Source organism: Sphingomonas sp. SUN019 (assembly GCF_024758705.1).
In the GTDB taxonomy this organism is placed as follows: domain Bacteria; phylum Pseudomonadota; class Alphaproteobacteria; order Sphingomonadales; family Sphingomonadaceae; genus Sphingomonas.
This window is the reverse complement of sequence record NZ_CP096971.1, coordinates 551,865-569,201: the sequence shown is the minus strand read 5'-3', so window position 1 is coordinate 569,201 and position 17,337 is coordinate 551,865. Positions and strand designations below refer to the sequence as shown.

Sequence of the window (17,337 nt, the reverse complement as noted above, 5' to 3'; positions counted from 1 at the left end):
ACCCGTTCGTGAACCGGGGGATTATTATGCGTTACCTGATCCCATTTGCCCTCGCTGCGTTGATTAGCGGCGCGACTGTCGTCGGCGCGGAGCCGATCGCGAACCCCCCACGGCAGGGCGCCTACGCGACCTTCGACAAGGCTGTAGCCGAAGCCAAAGCGGCGATGATGGGCGATCCCCAGCAGGCTTTGGCGAAGAGCGATATCGCGGCCGGTCTGGCCAAAGCTCTGCCGGCCTCACGCGATGCGCAGATCGCCGCAGCAACGGCAGCATGGCTGCGCGCAGAATCGCTCATCATGGTCAACCGTGCGGCCGAAGCGAAAACGACCGTCGCCACCGCTCTGGCGACGATTGCTCGCGTCGATCAGAACTCAAAACTTGAGGGCGATCTGATGCGGTCGCGTGGTGGCATTTCGGCGATCCAGGGCAATGTCATGGGCGCCTTGGAAGACTATCAGCGCGCGTTCCGTATCTTCGGTGCTGCCAAAGTGCCACGCAGCCAGTCCATCGTGCTGCAGGATATTGGTCAAATCTATTGGGATTCAGGGGACTACAACAAGGCGCTGCGGTACTACCTTCAGTCTGCCGATACCTATAGCGGCGAGCCTGGATTGACGCTCGGCGCGCATAACAATCAAGGCGAGGTGCTACGCAAGCTCGGGCGATATGGCGATGCCGAGCGAGAATATCGCTTGGCCCTGATCGCTGCGAAGCAGCTCGGAAGCAATCTGTTGACCGTGCGGATCCTGGGCAACATCGCGATTGCACAGGTCGAAAATGGACAAGCAGTGGCGGCCGAGCAAACGGTTCGTCGAGCGCTGGCGTTGTCAAACAGCGGCGAAGCCGCGAGCTGGCGGCCGTTCATCTTGGGCGTGGAGGCCAAAGTCGCTGCCGCGCGCGGGCAATACCCGCGGGCAGCGTCGCTCTTGAGCCAGACCTTCGCCAACGCAGACTTCAAGACGACCCAACTGCCGTTCAAGGAATTTCATGAACTGGGCGCCGCCGTCTTCGAAAAGCTGGGACAGCAAGAGCGCGCGCTGGCGCACCTGAAGGCCTTCCAGCGGCTCGACAGTGAAGCGCGCAACTTGACCGCATCCGCCAGCTCGCAGTTGATGGGCGCGCGTTTCGATTTCGCAAATCAGAACCTAAAAATCTCCCAGCTCAAACAGGGCCAGCTCCAGCGCGACATCGCTATCGAGCGGCAAAAATCTGAGTTTCGCACGATCGTGCTGAGCGGTCTGATTGGTGCAGGCGGCATAGTTTTTGGTTTGCTGCTGTTCGGCTACGTGTCCATTCGCCGCAGTCGTAACCAGGTACGTGACGCCAACGACGTGCTGACAACCGTCAACACGCGGCTCGAGAAGGCACTGAAGGCAAAGACCGATTTCCTCGCGATGACCAGCCACGAGATTCGGACCCCGTTGAACGGGATCCTCGGGATGACGCAAATCCTGCTCACCAACAAGCGCATCGATACTGAAGTGCGCGAGCAGGTCGAAGTGGTGCACGGCGCTGGCGAGGCCATGCGTGTGCTGGTCGACGACATCCTCGACGTCGCCAAAATGGAGACCGGCGAGACCTCGGTCGTGAGTGAAGTCACCGACTTTCACCGGATGCTGGAAGATTCGGTGAGGCTTTGGCAGGGTCAGGCGATTGGGAAGGGGCTCGGCCTGTCTATGGATCTGGGCGGCACGCCCAAGATGATCATGTCGGATGGTGCTCGCGTCCGGCAAATCATCTTCAATCTGCTATCGAACGCGATCAAGTTTACCCCCAGCGGCACGGTCGTGTTGTCCGTTGTCACGAGCACGGGTGGCGATACGGGGATGCTGGAGCTGGCGATTGCCGACACCGGCATCGGTATCCCGCCCGATCAACTGGAAGCGATATTCGAACCTTTCCATCAGGTGGACGGCGGGACGACGCGGCAATTTGGCGGGACCGGCTTGGGGCTGGCAATCTGCCGTAACCTCGCGCGCGCGCTGGGGGGTGACGTGTCAGTCGTTAGTACGGTCGACCATGGGTCAACCTTTAAACTGCGGATTCCGCTCTTAGCTGCCGGGGAGGGAGGCAATCTCGGCCAAGCGTTGGAGAATGCTCCCGTGCTTCTCAGCGACGTGCGCCTGTTGTTGCTGGAGGCTAATGGCATCACACAGGGCGTATTACGCAGCGTTTTCGAAGGAAGCGTGCGCAGTTTCGACTGCGTCGATAGCGCAGAACGCGCGCTCGAAATTCTATCCATAGGCGGATGCGATCACCTTCTTGTCGAAGGCAAATCGACCTGCTTCCGAGAAAAGGACGCTCTCGATTCGCTACGCGGCCTTGTCGGGTCAGCATCGATCAAGGGGATTGCATCGACGGTGTTGTTCGCGCCGAGCGAAGCCCTCCCCGAGCGCGACGTTGCAATGATTGGTGCAAGTCAGATCGTCCTGAAACCGGTTGGTGCAGTCCAGCTCCTCGCCGCCATGACGGATTTCTACCGGGCGGACGAGACCCCAGACGTCTCGGTTAATCGGCTATTTACGTCCGCTGCCTAGGCTGAAAGCGAAAGGAAGGGTCATGGAAGTGCTTTTCGTCGAGGACGATGCGATGAATCGACGGGTGGTGAAGGACATGCTGCGCGTCGTTGGCGCAAACATGGCCGAAGCGCCCGATGCAGAAACCGGCCTCCAAATGATCGAGGACGGTGACTACACGATCATTCTGATGGACTTACGCATGCCTGGGATGGATGGCTTGACCGCGATCCGCCACCTGCGCGCCCGTGCCGACGCAAAAGGTGCCTTACCGGTTATTGTCGTTACTGCCGACACAGCCACCGACCTCCGGGAGCGCTGCCTTAAGACCGGTGCCGACGACGTAATCCAGAAACCCGTCGCGATGGGCGCACTCCTTAATGCCATGGGCCGGATGGTCGCGAAATCCGGCGGCAACGAGATGATGCTCGATTAACTGACGAGCACACAATCCTTGAATTCTGTGCGGCGATTACCGAGCGCTAGGACAAGCAATTTGCTCGACGATCACTTCCGGTATGGATCATCGAGGTTTGCCGCCCAGCCGGTCCCTACGGCTTTGAAACCGCGGGGACTAGGTTCGGTCCTCTTAAGTCTGTTAGCCGTTGATCCACCTGTAGATACGATGGTTTTCGAGCGTGCCGCGTCCGGATCTATCGTCTGGGCAAACCGCAGACCTGCTACGTCGTCGTACACCCAAACGACCGTCGCACCGACTTCTTCCAGCGCTCCGACCGATACGAGTACGGTACTTCCGACACGGAGCGACCTGGCCTGATCAAAGCGCGCACCGCCGCTGGACAAATCGCGGACCCGATGCTGAGTCGGGGTACCACCCCAAAATCCGGAAATTCGCGCGCCCAGCATCACCCGCTGGCGCGGCTCTCGTAAAGGCGGCTTTTCAGGCGCGTCGGTTTCGGACACGGCGGTCCTCCAAAGGCACTCATCGGCGTTACTGGCTCTACCGGGAAGGATAGATACGCGTCGCTGGTCGCCATATCAGATTCACCATTAATTCCGCGCGTCCAAAAAGTTCACGAGGGTCCCATCAAACGAATGCGTCGCGATTTTGATCGCTGTTGTTTCGAGCCAGCTTTCAGGGCTCGGTGCGGTACGTAGCCGCAAAACTTACGCTCGATCTACTGACCGGCATCCGCGGAATAACACATCGGATTGCGCAGCCAGGCATCGACCGCGGATTCGCGCCAACCGGCGCAACGATCGCTGATCCGAAGATTCTGGGGAAACGTTCCATTCTGCATTTTCCGATACATCGTCGACCGGCTGAGCCCGGTGCGGTCGAGCACTGCGTTCAGGCGGAGGATGCGGTCGGGAGTGTTGGTCATGCTGTGGTCCTTTCTGCGTTGCTTTGACGTGCAGAGGATAGAATTGAGATTGACGTGTGCGCTGCAAGGGCGCGCGATCCGGGCGGCATCGCACGTGTCCTCTACGACCCCATAAAAGCTTCACGACTAAGAATTTTCATCCGGCCATAGCGGCATCCCACGCCCGCGGCGTGGCCGCGCTCTACGCCGCTGCCGCGTCGCCGAGCCGCCCTTAAGCGTCTCGAGCCATTCGGATGACGATCGCTGACGCGTGGCCGTCGCTACGCGCCGGCGTGGCGGTCGGCGCGTTGCGCGCAGGCTTGGGTTTGGCGCGGCTCGGCGGGGTGGGCGTCGCTACCCTCTGGTCCCGCCGCGGCGGGCCGCAACCTGAGCTCCGCTCAGGTCCTCCTCTTCGTTTCGGTCCTGCGGATGCTGCCCGCCGCTTCGGCGGGACCGGTGGGCACGCTCCTGCCGCCCACCCCGCCATTCCGGCCGGGCTGCGGTGGTTGGGAGTAAGGAAGATGGGCCCTGAGACAGGCGAGCAGCGGCAGAGCCTCTATGCCGAGGTGACCGCGCGGGTGATTGCCGAGCTGGAGGCAGGGCGGCTGCCATGGGTGCAACCGTGGGACGGCGCGGCGTGCGGCTGCGCCATGCCGCACAATGCGACGACCGGGCGGCGGTATTCGGGGATCAACGTCCTGATCCTGTGGGGCGCGGTGATCGCGGGCAGATATCGCGCACAGCGCTGGCTGACCTACAAGCAAGCACAGGCGGCGGGCGGCAACGTCCGGCGCGGCGAGAAGGGAACCGTCGTCTGCTACGCCGACCGGTTCACGCCGAAGGTTGAACAGGCCCAGGCGATGGACGAGGAACGCGACCCGCGCGCGGTGGCGTTCCTGAAGCGGTTTACCGTGTTCAACATCGACCAGTGCGAGGGCCTGCCCGATAGGCTGACCAGCGTACCCAAACCGATGGCCGACGAGACCGCTTTGCTTCCCGCAGTGCAGGCGTTGATTGACGCGAGCGGCGCGGATTTCCGAATCAGTGGTGAGCATGCATTTTATGCGCCCGCCGAGGACGTGGTCGCTGTGCCGCCGCCGGTCGCCTTCCATAACCCGGCGAACTGGTACCGCACAGCACTGCACGAGCTTGGCCATTGGACCGGGCATCGCTCCCGCTTCGATCGCAATAAGCGCGGGTCCTTCGGCAGCGCCGACTATGCGCGCGAGGAGCTGGTAGCAGAGATGGCAAGCGCGTTTGCGTGTGCATCGCTGGCGATCACCCCGACCGTTCGCCACGCCGACTATATCGGCTGTTGGCTGGCGGTGTTGCGCGAGGACGACCGAGCGATCTTCCGCGCCGCCAGTGCTGCGTCCAAAGCCGCCGACTATCTGCTGGCGTTCGTGCCGGAGACGGCGTCATGATCCCGCACCCCGCCGGTACCGCGCGCATGGCCCGGCTCGCAGCGGTGCTGCGGCAGATGCCCGAGCGGCAGCGGGCGATCTTCCTGACGGTGAGCAACGACGAACAGACCTTTGCCGAGCTGGCCGAGCGGTTCGGCATCAGCAGCGCAGCAGTCGAGCAGGAACTGGCGCGCGCGTTGGTGCTGTTGGACGGGGCGGCGGACGACGCCGGATCACTAGGCGGACGCTTTTGCTCCGCTGGATCAGGCGGCATCCCCGGGGCTGACCGATGCGTCTCGCTGGCACCGCCAGCGAGACTGTCGCGGGGCGGAAACCATGGTTACAAGCGATGACGATGCGCACCGACCTCGACCATCTGCCGCCCGCCAAACAGCGCGAGCTCGAGCGCGTGGTCGAGATCCTGTTCGAGGAGTTTGGCGACGCGAACGGGCTGGCGACCGGCAAGCGCAAAGCCGGGCGCATCCTCAAGATCATCCTGTTCGGCAGCTACGCGCGCGGCGGCTGGGTCGACGAGCCGCAGACCGCCAAAGGCTATCAATCCGACTACGACCTGCTGATCATCGTCAACCAGCAGGAGCTGACCGACCGCGCCACCTATTGGTACCGCGCCGACGAGCGGCTGATCCGCGAGATGACCATCACGAAGACGCTCAGGACCCCGGTCAACTTTATCGTCCACACGCTGCAGGAAGTGAACGACGCGCTCGCGCACGGGCGGTTCTTCTTCATCGACATCGCGCGCGACGGCGTTGCGCTCTACCAAGCCGACGACAAGCCGCTCCTCACCCCCACCCCCAAGACGCCCGATCAGGCGCTCGCGATGGCGCGGGAGTATTTTGAGGAGTGGTTCCCGAGTTCACTTGTCTACTTGGAGACAGCGAACGGCCTTCGCGAAAAGGGCCGGACAAAGGAACCCGCCTTCATTCTGCACCAAGCCGTTGAGCGGCTTTACCACTGCGTGCTCCTAGTCAGCACGTTCTACACGCCGCACGTCCACAACATCGCGTTCCTGCGTACCCAGGCCGACAAGCTAGACCGTCGGCTGATGTACGTCTGGCCGCGCGACACGCGCGCCGAGCGCGCGATGTTCGAAAAACTGAAGGACGCGTACGTGAAGGCGCGCTACTCCAAACATTATCGCATCACCGCCGAGGAGCTCACATGGCTCAGCGCGCGCGTCGAGGAGCTTGGCCGTGCGGTGCAGGAAGTATGCGAAGAGCGCATCGCGCTGCTCGCGCGCGATGTCGCTGCGTAAGGTCTAGCGCGCGGCGCTGTCGCGGATCGCCTGCTCGATCATGGCCGCGAGCGTCTCTTCCGCTCGCACCCGGATGCCCGGCTCAGGCAACACGAGGTCCTGCCGTATCCACTGCGGCGCGCGCGCCAGAACAGCAATTATTATGGCTTGGAGATCGTCAGGCATCGCGCGCTATGCGTCGGACGTGTCGGCGACCGCACCCCAGAAGGTACAAGCCTGCGTGTCGGTTGCGAGAGAAGTGATCCGCGCCCGTATCGCTTCGAGCAATAGTGTGGTTCGCGCAAGACTGCTCGCGCCGCGCGATGATCGCGCGGCGCTCGCCGCCTCAGTCCATCTTCAGCTTGAGCGGCGCGCGTTTCGTACGCTCGGCTCCTGCAGTTTTCGATGCGGTCGCCTTCGCCTTGCGTCCCTTTTGGCCGAGACCGATCTTCAGCGCTGCTGCGCGACGAGCCTCCGAATAGCCTTCGGCGACCATCGGGTAGTCCGCCTTCAGCTTGTACCGCGCGCGATACTCTGCCGGGGTCAGGCCATGGCTCGACAGATGCCGGCGCAGCGTCTTGTAGGGCTTGCCGTCGATCATCGAGATGATGTGATCTTTCGATGCAAGCGATTTACGTGCCGTCACCGCGGGCGTGTACTCTTCGGTCTGTGCATCGTCCGTTGAGGGCAAAGAGGTGGAAGACCCGTTCGCGAGTTCGGTTACTGTGTCGAACATCTTCTGCAGGAACGCTGGCACGTCTTCCGCAGATATGCGATTGTTCTGATTGGAGAGCCACGCGATCGTCAGTTCGGTGGCGAGTTCGACGGTGTTCGTGTCGCTGGTGTCGGTCATCTTGGTCCTGCGTTGTTGGATGGCCGATCCGCATTGATCAGCTTTTAGCTAATCGATCCATAATGGATGTTTCTAGCGAGTCGATACTCGCAAGCGCGCAATCCGATCAATCGATCGCGCCATGCTCGAACATTCGCTTTCCACGCCGACGCCACAGCAGGATCAACTGCTCGCGATCGTCAGCGCGAAGTCTTGTGGCAATATCGGCCAACGCGCCGAGCATCACTGCACGATCGTCGTCGGTAAGCTCGATCAGTCCGGCCTTGGCGATCAGGCCGCCAAGCTCGATCAACTGGCGCGTGCGTTCGCGGCGTTTCATGATCCAGTCGCGTCGGTCATTTCTCGCGCGTTTCGCGTCCAGGCGATGACGCCATGCCGCCACCTTTCGCAGTGTCGCCAGCGTCGCGGCGAGATCGGCGCACCGACTTATCTGCCCCGCGCTGAAAGAACGCAGCGCCGCGGGTGCGCCAACTCTCTTTCGCGCCCGCGTCCTTGGTTTCGACCGCGGCGAGCAGCACGCCCGCCAGCTGTTCGATCGGCAAAGCCCCGCCGCCGGTGGCGACGACGAGTTCTCCGAGCTGATTGATCCTCCGGTCTTTCAATCGCCGCGCCTTGTCGTTCAGCGTCATCAACTCTGCATCGAAATCGCGCGGCTTGCGCATCGCCCGTGTCCTCCGGTTGATCGTCGGGGACAGACCAGTTATCGCGTCGTTCGATCAGTCGCAATGCGTTGAAATCTCTTGGGATCACGCGGTCCCGAGACAGATGAAATCTTTCGAGGGCGCGCTTATACGTCGTGCCGACGTCGCTTCTGAAGTGTAAGTGGATTGCCGTCATGGCGATCTACCACTTCTCGGCCAAGGTCATTTCGCGCGCCGCCGGATCGAGCGCGGTTGCGTCCGCCGCCTATCGCTCGGCCTCGCGGCTTCACGATGAGCGGGTCGATCGGCATCACGATTTCTCGAACAAGGCGGGCGTCGTCCATTCCGAGGTGATGCTGCCCGAAGGTGCGCCCGAGCATCTGGCAGACCGCGAACGGCTGTGGAACGCGGTCGAAGCGGGCGAGAAGCGCATCGATGCGCAGCTTGCCCGCGAGATCGAGTTTGCGATCCCGCGCGAACTGAGCAGACAAGAAGGTATCCGTCTGGCGCGCGAGTTCGTGCGCGACGAGTTCGTCGATCGCGGCATGATCGCCGACCTGAACGTGCATTGGGACATGGGTGCGGACGGCATGCCGAAGCCGCACGCGCACGTGATGCTCACCATGCGCGAGATAAACGGGGAGGGGTTCGGTTCCAAAGTTCGCGACTGGAATCGTACCGATCTGTTGGAGCATTGGCGCGGAAGTTGGGCCGAACACGCCAACCGGCGGCTCGCCGAACTCGATATCGATGCGCGGGTCGATCACCGCAGCCTCGAAGCGCAGGGCATCGAGCTCGAGCCGCAGCACAAGATCGGCCCCGCCGCCTCGCGCATGGTGCGCCAAGGCCTGGCATCCGAACGGCTCGACGAGCATTGCGATATCGCGCGGGCGAACGGCGACAAGATCATCGCCAATCCACGTATCGCGCTCGACGCGATCACGCGGACGCAGGCGACCTTCACCACACGCGACCTAGCGAGGTTCGTGCATTGCCATAGCGACGACAAGGAGCAGTTCGACCGCGCGATGAGCGCCGTGCGGGGCGCGCCCGACCTGGTCGCGCTTGGCAAGGACGGGCGCGGCGAAGAGCGGTTCACCAGTCGTGACATGATCGAGACGGAGCAGCGGCTGGAGCGTGCCACCGCCGCACTGGAGGCGCAGCGCCGACACGCGGTCGGCGAGCAGCATCGCAAGCTTGCGCTGGTCCGGGCTGAGATGCGCGGTCTCGTACTTTCCGCAGAGCAGCAGTCAGCGTTCAATCATGTGACAAAGGCGGACGGAATCAGCACGGTCGTCGGCTACGCCGGCACCGGCAAATCCGCGATGCTTGGCGTCGCGCGCGCCACTTGGGTGAGTGCGGGTTATGAGGTGCGCGGCTGCGCGCTGTCCGGCATCGCCGCGGAGAATCTGGAAAGCGGGTCGGGCATCGCATCGCGCACGATCGCGAGCCTGGAGCATCAATGGGCTCAGGGCCGCGACTTGCTGACGGCGCATGACGTGCTCGTCATCGACGAAGCCGGCATGATCGGTACGCGGCAGATGGAACGCGTGATCGCCGAGGCAGAGAAACGCGGGGCGAAGGTCGTGCTGGTCGGCGATCCCGAACAGTTGCAGGCGATCGAAGCCGGTGCGGCGTTCCGGTCGATCGCCGAACGCCACGGCAGCGTCGAGATCACCGACATCCGCCGCCAGCAGAGCGACTGGCAACGCACCGCGACGCGGCATCTGGCGACCGGGCGGTCGGCTGACGCGATAGAAGCTTACCGCGATCACGGCGCGGTTCATGCCTCCGCCACGCGCGGCGATGCGCGCGCAAACCTGATCGACCGGTGGGATCGGGAGCGCGCCGCGCAGCCCGATGCCAGCCGCATCATCCTCACGCACACCAATGAGGAGGTGCAGGCGCTGAACGCCGCCGCACGCGACCGGCTGCGCCGCGGCGGGGATCTCGGCGACGATGTCATGCTGCACGTCGAGAAAGGCGAGCGCGCGTTCGCGCGCGGCGACCGCGTGATGTTCGGTCGGAACGAGCGCAGCCTCGGCGTGAAGAACGGATCGCTGGGGCGGATCGAGAGCGTTAGCGCCGTGCGAATGGCGGTAATGCTCGACGATGGTCGTGCGGTGGCGTTCGACCTGAAGGATTATGCCGCCATCGATCATGGTTATGCCGCGACCATCCACAAGGCGCAGGGTGTGACGGTCGACCATGTTCATGTGCTGGCGACGCCGGGGCTCGACCGCCACGCTGCTTACGTCGCGCTGTCGCGGCATCGCGACGCGGTTGAGGTTCACTACGGTCGGGACGACTTCGCCGACGAGGGTCGGATGGTCCGCACGCTGTCGCGCGAGCGGGCAAAGGACATGGCATCCGACTATCGCCGGACGTTCGCCGACCGACGGCAGATTATCCTGCCGTCACCGCCAGCGCCTGAACGCGTAAGCGCCGTCGACCGATCGGTGTCCGATCGACTGGCGCCGGTGACCCCACCAATCACATCGGTGCGCGATCTGACACCGGCTGCCACTACCGCGGTCGAGCGGCATGGCCGCATCGTACAGGCCCTGCGGTTCGCGACCAGCGTCGGAGAGCCGCATACCGCCCAACAACGAAATGAACTGAATGCCAGCCGCAGTTCGCTCGACGGCCTCCGACCGTATGGTGCGCGTGACCTTGAAGCCGCGTTTGCGTCGGATCATGGACTGATCCGCAACGCGGCCGAAGGCCGGACCACGGCCGCACTCCGCGCGATGCAATTTGAAGCCGAGGTTCGGGTCGACCCTCAGCTCCGCGCGAGCACCTTCGTCCAGCGCTGGCAGACGCTCGAGCGGCAGCGGCGGATGCTGCTCCGTGATCACGAAGACACGCGTGCAAACGCGGTCGGCGACCGTATGCTCGGCATGGCCAGGAGCCTCGAGCGCGACCCGCAGATCGAGTCGATCCTGCGCAGTCGCAAGGCGCAGCTTGGCTTGCCGGAAGTACCGGGACGAAGCGTTGGCCAGAGCCTTGCCGACCTTGTCGGTCGCAATCGAAGCCGCGGCATTGGTATCGGTATGTGAGTACGCTGTTGCCCGGCCCGTCTCGTCGCAACGGGCGGCCAGCCGGCTGCGATTCGATGCTCGGATGGGTGCTTTCGGTGGAGAACGGCCTGGCGGCTTCCGGGCGATGAGTGGCGTATCCTAGAAGAGGTCCAGCGGCAGTTCTTGGGCTGTTCGATCCATCCGTCACCGCTCAACCCCCCCCTAGACTTGGTTGAGGTTCGCCGAAACGACGCGAGGAACCAAATTCGGTCACGTCAGCGTTATTGGGCGTGTTTCGAAACCGGATGGCCATTAATCTCGACATACGGCATCGTTGGAGACGCAATCGGATCGAGTGTGCGTGGGTCGAAGAGCTCCGCGCGTCGCCGATCACCCGTGACCATGTCGATAATCATCCGCCTGGAGAAGCGTCGCATCAGCTTGATCATCGAGAGGCGTTCAAGATTTCTGGCGTCGCCCGACGCTTCGTTAGTAAACAGATGGCCGATCGGCGGCCCGAGAAGCAGGTCACGTTGACCCGGGTTACAGTTGGCCACCACAGTTGTTATGTACGGGATTCGGCCATTTTTGTATGTGTTGAACAGCGGTGTATCGCAACATCGTGCGTACCATCGAAGCGTTGGCTTTTCGGTTAGATGTAGGCAGGCAAGCTGATCACGACCGACAGTAAGTCTCATCATCGCGCAGCGGCCTTGGTAAAGCGCGGTTCCGGCGGTTCGATCCAGAACGCGATCAACCGCACCAAGACGCTTTGCGAAAGCCTGACAATCTGTGCAGTGGCATACGACATGGTCGCCGACGCTCGGGCCGGGTTTGATCAGCGTTCCCACTACCGACCCGCAGGCGCACGAAAAGGACAGGTCGAGCCGCAACTGCTCATTTCCTTTGCTGTCGGTCAACAACCGGCCGTTCGCTCCTGCAACCCGCTGAGTGCACATGATAAGGTATTTGTGATGATTTGCGTAGCCGGCGTTTAGGCGGCCTAGTGATCGTCCGGGCGGTCGCCGCCAAGTAGCAAACCCAATCCCAGACATTCAGGCGGTCCAAGTCTCTTACTTAAACCTGACCTTCGTTCATGGCGGAAGCCCACGGCAGCTATGCGCCCATAATCGGTCATCGCACTTGCCAGCCAGCAATCCCGGAACCTGCCTTTCGTTCACCTTGCTCGCCGTGAGGACTTGGATGGCCTATATTGGGACGGTGCCGACGGTCTGCTTCCAAGCGCGGGTTCCTAGAAAGCAGTCATCCGAGCTAAGGATTGACGGCTGTTCCGGATCATTACTTAATAAGAGAGACGGAATAGCGGACACTCGACCTTGATATATGACGGAGCGTTTAAACGACCGACCCGTTTAGCCTCCATATAAAGACGTGCCAATCCCCGCTATGATGGCTAAGAGCGGCCCGCCTCCCGATCAGTATTCGAGAACGCCGGATGGCCGATGTTTTGTTGTGCGCGGGCACCTCTGGCAAATCTTGGACCCGTCTTGCTCTCCAGAAGATAAGGTTCGCTTGGTATCCGATCTCATGGCTGCGCGCCGTGATACCGGATCGGGTCTCCGATCCGGCGACGATGGGCGACAACACGCGGTGCAAATCTTTGTCGGCAGGCTGGGTTTCTTGCGGACGATAGACGATCAACGCGCGGAGGCCCACGCTTCTGTCATCTCGGTCCGAAGGCATGCGAAGAAGCGCGAAGCTGTCGTTTTCCCGGCGCATCAGCCCAATCCGTGCGAAGGCCTCGAGCTAGCCTTCCATCGGCCATCTGCCCGAACGCTCACTTAACCGGCGTGCGTTTCGCACGATTCGGTAACATGCTGTAATGGGGATCATAGTTTTCGTCATGGTGCGCGATCGTCGCGACTGCGCGCCGGGCGCGCGAGGTGGCAGCCACTCCGCCCTAGCGGGGCACTTGGTGCCCGCGGGCCGCGAACCAGCCGACGCGGAGCTGTCCAGCGAGGTCTGCCGCGACCTCCAGACCGTCTACCACCATGCTGGCACCGGCCGGATGAGCGAGCGGCGGGCGTGCATTGGCGTCGGAGTGGACCGCAAGAGCATGCGGTATCGCTCGTGCCAGTCAGACCTGCGGTCGCGACTATGTGAGTTGGCGCAGCAGCGCCGACGGTTCGGCTATCGGCGGCTGCACGTCCTGCTCCGCCGGGACGGCGTCAAGATCAACCGCAAGGAATCCCAGCGGCTGTATCGAGAAAAGGGTTTGACGGTGCGGCTCAGGAAGGAACGGAAGCGTGCCGTTGGTTCGCGGGCACCCGCGCCGGTGTTGGCGCTACCGAACCAACGCTGGAGCTTGGACTTCGTCCATTATCAGCTTGCCACCGGCCGGCGCTTCCATATGCTTAACATCGTCGGCGACATCACGCGCGAGTGCCTAGCGGCGGTGCTCGACACGTCGATCTCAGGTCCGCGGGCTGTTCGCGAACTGGGGATCTAATCACGAGGCGCGGTGCGCCGAAGATGATCGTTAGCGACAACGGGACCGAACTTACCTCGAACGCGGTGCTGGCCTGGTCAGGCGATGTCGGCGTCGAGTGGCATTACGTCGCACCGGGCAAACCGACGCAGAACGGCGTTGTCCAGAGAGAGCTTCAGCGGGCGCATGTGCGACGAACTGCCCAACGAAACATTGGTCTTCACGATCGGTTAGGCACGTGCGATCCTCGCCCGCTACTCGAACAGCGAAGGGGCGGAGTTAACCCCGCCGTTGCTTCACCTGCACTCATACGCGACAACACCGGTCGGTCTCTGGTTGCCGCTGGATGAAAGGCGGGGGTCACGTCATCGCCATACCAGCATCCCGTTCCTTCAAGATCGCGATGATCTGCTCTTCGCTTAACCTGCCGCGGTTCATTTTTGTCAGCGTCCCTAGAAGCGGCCTCCACCTGCTCGCGGTCAAATTTTAGGCGCGCACATCACCTCTTCCAAACAGGATAACAAAGGGGGAGACGCGAGCGTCTTTAAAGTTGGAATACTTGATGCTATGCCTTTGAAAATTTGGGGGTGCAAGCGTGACAATCGAATACGCGCAGAGCAACGTCACAGTGCGCAATGGCGCCAATGTCACCGGCAACCCTGCCGTGCTGATAAGCGGTAACAACGTTACACTTCGAAACGCCGGCTATCTAGACGGCGAGAGTTCTGGCACGATTGTTGGTCTGACCGGTAGCGGCACCACGTTCATCAACGAGGCGGCCGGCAATGTTGGGTCGGACTTTTTCCGCTCGACCATCGTCGGCTCGGCGTTCAGCGACACCATTATTAACGAGGGTCGCATTCGCGGCCGGGTCGACCTTGGCGCTGGCGATGATGTCTATATCGAGCGCCGCTCGAGCGCAGAGGTGGCTCTCGGAGACGGCGACGATCGGTTCGACTTCGTGGCGGGCCAAAACTACACCGATATGTTTTTCCTGTCGCTCAGGCTTGACGGTGGCATAGGCACCGACACGCTCAACCTCTCCGGTCAAGTATTAAAGCTCAATCCAATCATCCGAGACTTTGAAACACTTAATGTCTCTAGCTCGTTGGCCTATTTAAATAGCGTTTCTGGGTTCAAGACGATCAACTTGGCACCGAACGGATTCTATGAACTGGCCTACTCCTTGAACCCTGATGTCGATCTTTCGCTGCAGAGCTCGCTATCCTTACGGGGCAGCTCTTCGTTGCGGAGCATAACGGGCTCGGATGGGCAGGAAGAGCTTCGGCTGGCCGGCAACGTCCGTATTGGCGGGAATGTTCGGCTTGGTGCCGGCAGCGACTTTGTGACGCTGGACTATACAACAGCAGATCTTGGTGCACCGAAGGTAGGAGGTCTTATCGACGGCGGTCTCGGTACGGACCAGCTCACCATAATGACGACGGGCACGATGCCGCTTACCGTCGATTTAACGCAGTTTCGCAACTTTGAGAGCATTCAAACTCGTTCGGGCGCAAGTAACCTGATATTTCAGGGTGTTTCCGACGTTGCAACCATCTGGCTGTCCGAGGACGCATTATCTACATTCGAGTTGCAAGCCGCGACGCTGGATGTGGCTGCGATAAGCGGGCGCATTCAGATTGTTTCGGGCACCATTGTTGGATCAATCACCGGACCCGGAGGGCATTCAACCGAGCCCGCTGAAAGCAGCCTTTCGATCGTCAATACCGGGAGCATCCTCGGCAACGTACGGCTGAGCAATGGCGATGACAGCTATCAGGGCACCGGCAGCGTCAGCGGCGTCATTTACGGTTTTGCCGGCAATGATCATCTGGTTGGCGGTATGGGATCGCAGACGATCGATGGCGGCGACGGTCACGACAGACTGTACGGCGGCATCGGTTCGGACCAATTTTTTGGTGGATCGGGTGACGACCTTCTTGATGGCGGTTCCGGCGCTGATCGTTTGGACGGCGGCACCGGTAATGACACCTATATGATCGACAATGCCGGTGACGAAGTCATCGAGTTCAGTCAGGCCGGCGTCGACACCGTGATCTCAAGCGTCAGCTTCACGCTAACCGCGGGCCTCGAGAACCTGACTCTTATGGGGAACGGCTGGATCGACGGCACCGGCAACGAGTTGGCCAACTACATCGTCGGTAACAGAGGTAACAACCGTCTATCGACGGGCGCGGGGGACGACATCGTCACGACCGTAGCGGGGGTTGAGGGTTACAAGTCCGATGCCGGCTTCGACGTGGCGGATGGCGGCGACGGCTTCGACACGCTGCTCCTTGGCGGGTTCAAGTCGGACTATCATGCGTTGATGGCCAGTGGTCGCACCTTTCTTGTCACCGAAAACGGCGCGGTCGAGCTATTCGGGTTCGAGCAAGGCGCGTTCAGGTCGAAGGGGGCCACCTCGATCCCGGAGCTGTTAGCGAGCACGGTGGCGTTCGACGGCCTTGAATACGTCGCGTCTTATAGCGACCTTCGCGCCGCGTTCGGCACTGATGCGGCCAAGGGTCTGACCCATTATGTCCAGAACGGTTTTACCGAAGGTCGGTCGGTTGTGTTCGGCGGTCTCGAGTACATCGCGTCGTACAGCGATTTACGGGCAGCGTTCGGCGCCGATGCCACCGCGGGTGCGCGCCACTACATCCAGAACGGCGCGAGCGAGGGCCGTAGCATCACTTTCGATAGCCTCACCTATCTGGCGTCGTACGGGGATCTCATTCAGGCCTTCGGGACGGATGCGAACGCAGCAGCGCGTCACTTCATTCAGTGGGGCGCGAACGAGGGCCGGTCGACCATGTTCGATGCCAATACCTATGCGGCGAATTACAGCGATTTGGCCGCGGCATTCGGCGACGATGCGGATGCGTTGGCGCGTCACTACATCCTGACCGGTTACGCCGAAGGACGGACGTTTGTGCCGCCGTCGTCGGGCTCTGCCGCTGCGCCGTCTTCGGTACCGGCCGACGCTTTTGCCGATACAGTTGGCGCGCCGAACGCATCCTGGTTTGATGGGCACTTTCCCGGCGCGATAGCACTGGACACTCACCTTCTCATCATCGCCTGATAACAGCGTGAAAACGCCCGGTGCTCGCTCGTTTAGAATTCAGATAACCTCCGACGAGTTCCGCTGAGCGGCGTCGCGCACATCTGGCGCTGTCCGCTTACTCTAGTACCCCGGTCACGTTCTCGCTGAGCGCCTGCATGGTACCGCCGCATGCGCCGCACGCGTCTGCGTCCGGGTCGAATGTCTTGGCCTAAGGTGGTTAGCCGACGTTCTGCTCCCACTCTACAAAGCCAACCTTGACCTTATTCTCTCTCGCTCACCGCATAAAGCAATCTGCCTGCTCAAAAGAGTGGCCGGATGCGTCAACTCGCTTGTCGCCGAACAGAACTCACCCCTGTCTGTAACCCTGTAAAGCACATCGTCCGGGAACATCCCGCATTTACGGATTGCGTTGGCTGCCTCTTCAAAGGTCGCCGTCTTAGCTCCACATCCCGTAAGCAACGGTAGCGCAGCGATCCACCCAACCATCGACTTAGGCGCATCCTGACAAGCATCGGCAAAGCGTGCATCATTGTCGGTGATGTCCGCAAGTGGGCGTAAACGGTCGTTCAGGACGCTGGCCCCGGCAGGGTCAGCTTTGCGCCCTAATTTCCGCCGTTCGGCAGGACACTGCACAATCCCCGAAACCAGCCGTTCATGTAGCCGGTCTCAGCTATTGCCTGACGTCCGACATTAGCACTTTGCTGCCGTTTCGCGGCCACCAATTGAACGACAGGTTGAGCCAAAAGCCGCCGTTCTTTGGCTGGAATCAGAATGACCGCGATGTTGGACGTTCCGGTTAGTCCGCTTGGCA

At 61.6% G+C, this 17,337-nt stretch carries 14 protein-coding genes and 1 pseudogene; 8 read left to right on the top strand and 7 right to left on the bottom strand.

Features of this window, described 5'->3' with window-relative positions:
• Positions 1 to 26: 26 nt before the first annotated feature.
• Together M0208_RS02810 and M0208_RS02805 are read left to right on the top strand one after the other, a co-directional pair.
• Complete coding sequence (locus M0208_RS02810; protein ID WP_258890215.1) at positions 27 to 2,537, top strand: ATP-binding protein; 2,511 nt, start codon at positions 27 to 29, stop codon at positions 2,535 to 2,537.
• 22 nt (positions 2,538 to 2,559) lie between these two features.
• The gene (locus M0208_RS02805; RefSeq protein ID WP_258890214.1) at positions 2,560 to 2,952 is read left to right on the top strand and encodes a response regulator; all 393 of its coding nucleotides are present in this window, start codon (positions 2,560 to 2,562) and stop codon (positions 2,950 to 2,952) included.
• A 71-nt stretch (positions 2,953 to 3,023) separates the two neighbouring features.
• On the opposite strand, the gene M0208_RS18515 is transcribed toward M0208_RS02805, so the two are convergent.
• Positions 3,024 to 3,383 (bottom strand): PilZ domain-containing protein, encoded by a 360-nt coding sequence (locus tag M0208_RS18515; RefSeq protein WP_408988131.1) that lies wholly within the window; start codon positions 3,381 to 3,383, stop codon positions 3,024 to 3,026.
• 272 nt (positions 3,384 to 3,655) lie between these two features.
• Complete coding sequence (locus M0208_RS02800) at positions 3,656 to 3,862, bottom strand: AlpA family transcriptional regulator (RefSeq protein ID WP_258890213.1); 207 nt, start codon at positions 3,860 to 3,862, stop codon at positions 3,656 to 3,658.
• A 500-nt stretch (positions 3,863 to 4,362) separates the two neighbouring features.
• Here M0208_RS02800 and M0208_RS02795 point away from each other — a divergent pair, with 500 nt between their 5' ends.
• From M0208_RS02795 to M0208_RS02785, 3 genes are read left to right on the top strand one after another with little or no spacing between them, the layout of a single operon-like run.
• The gene (locus M0208_RS02795) at positions 4,363 to 5,265 is read left to right on the top strand and encodes an ArdC family protein (RefSeq protein WP_258890212.1); all 903 of its coding nucleotides are present in this window, start codon (positions 4,363 to 4,365) and stop codon (positions 5,263 to 5,265) included.
• Complete coding sequence (locus tag M0208_RS02790; protein ID WP_258890211.1) at positions 5,262 to 5,597, top strand: sigma factor-like helix-turn-helix DNA-binding protein; 336 nt, start codon at positions 5,262 to 5,264, stop codon at positions 5,595 to 5,597. Before M0208_RS02795 ends, M0208_RS02790 begins: the two co-directional genes overlap by 4 nt.
• 2 nt (positions 5,598 to 5,599) lie before the next feature.
• The gene (locus M0208_RS02785) at positions 5,600 to 6,520 is read left to right on the top strand and encodes a HEPN domain-containing protein (protein ID WP_258893153.1); all 921 of its coding nucleotides are present in this window, start codon (positions 5,600 to 5,602) and stop codon (positions 6,518 to 6,520) included.
• Positions 6,521 to 6,523: 3 nt separating this feature from the next.
• On the opposite strand, the gene M0208_RS02780 is transcribed toward M0208_RS02785, so the two are convergent.
• The 4 genes from M0208_RS02780 to M0208_RS02765 form a co-directional block, all read right to left on the bottom strand.
• The gene (locus tag M0208_RS02780; RefSeq protein ID WP_258890210.1) at positions 6,524 to 6,685 is read right to left on the bottom strand and encodes a hypothetical protein; all 162 of its coding nucleotides are present in this window, start codon (positions 6,683 to 6,685) and stop codon (positions 6,524 to 6,526) included.
• A 160-nt stretch (positions 6,686 to 6,845) separates the two neighbouring features.
• Positions 6,846 to 7,352 (bottom strand): MucR family transcriptional regulator, encoded by a 507-nt coding sequence (locus tag M0208_RS02775; RefSeq protein WP_258890209.1) that lies wholly within the window; start codon positions 7,350 to 7,352, stop codon positions 6,846 to 6,848.
• 106 nt (positions 7,353 to 7,458) lie between these two features.
• A complete protein-coding gene (locus M0208_RS02770; protein WP_258890208.1) occupies positions 7,459 to 7,671 on the bottom strand; it encodes a conjugal transfer protein TraD in 213 nt (70 codons plus the stop codon).
• A 16-nt stretch (positions 7,672 to 7,687) separates the two neighbouring features.
• Entirely contained in the window at positions 7,688 to 8,014 is a 327-nt protein-coding gene (locus tag M0208_RS02765) for a conjugal transfer protein TraD (RefSeq protein WP_258890207.1), read from the bottom strand.
• 173 nt (positions 8,015 to 8,187) lie between these two features.
• Between M0208_RS02765 and traA the strand changes: the two genes are divergently transcribed.
• Entirely contained in the window at positions 8,188 to 11,052 is a 2,865-nt protein-coding gene (traA, locus tag M0208_RS02760) for a Ti-type conjugative transfer relaxase TraA (RefSeq protein WP_258890206.1), read from the top strand.
• A gap of 242 nt (positions 11,053 to 11,294) precedes the next feature.
• On the opposite strand, the gene M0208_RS02755 is transcribed toward traA, so the two are convergent.
• Positions 11,295 to 11,933 carry a DUF6151 family protein gene (locus M0208_RS02755; RefSeq protein WP_258890205.1) on the bottom strand — a complete coding sequence of 213 codons (639 nt, stop codon included), beginning with the start codon at positions 11,931 to 11,933 and terminating at the stop codon, positions 11,295 to 11,297.
• 1,109 nt (positions 11,934 to 13,042) lie between these two features.
• On the opposite strand from M0208_RS02755, the pseudogene M0208_RS02750 reads away from it, so the two are divergent.
• Positions 13,043 to 13,684, top strand: a pseudogene (locus M0208_RS02750) (DDE-type integrase/transposase/recombinase); the annotation flags it as partial.
• 373 nt (positions 13,685 to 14,057) lie between these two features.
• Positions 14,058 to 16,544: a calcium-binding protein gene (locus M0208_RS02745; RefSeq protein ID WP_258890204.1), complete on the top strand. Its 2,487-nt coding sequence runs from the start codon at positions 14,058 to 14,060 to the stop codon at positions 16,542 to 16,544.
• The last annotated feature ends 793 nt before the right edge of the window (positions 16,545 to 17,337 follow it).

What these genes read in the sequence shown, in the direction of transcription:
- M0208_RS02790 (WP_258890211.1), top strand. Translation starts at nt 5,262, where the DNA reads ATGATCCCGCACCCCGCCGGTACCGCGCGCATGGCCCGGCTCGCAGCG.
- M0208_RS02765 (WP_258890207.1), bottom strand. Translation starts at nt 8,014, where the DNA reads ATGCGCAAGCCGCGCGATTTCGATGCAGAGTTGATGACGCTGAACGAC.
- M0208_RS02770 (WP_258890208.1), bottom strand. Translation starts at nt 7,671, where the DNA reads ATGAAACGCCGCGAACGCACGCGCCAGTTGATCGAGCTTGGCGGCCTG.
- M0208_RS02810 (WP_258890215.1), top strand. Translation starts at nt 27, where the DNA reads ATGCGTTACCTGATCCCATTTGCCCTCGCTGCGTTGATTAGCGGCGCG.
- M0208_RS02800 (WP_258890213.1), bottom strand. Translation starts at nt 3,862, where the DNA reads ATGACCAACACTCCCGACCGCATCCTCCGCCTGAACGCAGTGCTCGAC.
- M0208_RS02775 (WP_258890209.1), bottom strand. Translation starts at nt 7,352, where the DNA reads ATGACCGACACCAGCGACACGAACACCGTCGAACTCGCCACCGAACTG.
- M0208_RS02805 (WP_258890214.1), top strand. Translation starts at nt 2,560, where the DNA reads ATGGAAGTGCTTTTCGTCGAGGACGATGCGATGAATCGACGGGTGGTG.
- M0208_RS02795 (WP_258890212.1), top strand. Translation starts at nt 4,363, where the DNA reads ATGGGCCCTGAGACAGGCGAGCAGCGGCAGAGCCTCTATGCCGAGGTG.
- M0208_RS18515 (WP_408988131.1), bottom strand. Translation starts at nt 3,383, where the DNA reads ATGCTGGGCGCGCGAATTTCCGGATTTTGGGGTGGTACCCCGACTCAG.
- M0208_RS02780 (WP_258890210.1), bottom strand. Translation starts at nt 6,685, where the DNA reads ATGCCTGACGATCTCCAAGCCATAATAATTGCTGTTCTGGCGCGCGCG.
- M0208_RS02785 (WP_258893153.1), top strand. Translation starts at nt 5,600, where the DNA reads ATGCGCACCGACCTCGACCATCTGCCGCCCGCCAAACAGCGCGAGCTC.
- traA (WP_258890206.1), top strand. Translation starts at nt 8,188, where the DNA reads ATGGCGATCTACCACTTCTCGGCCAAGGTCATTTCGCGCGCCGCCGGA.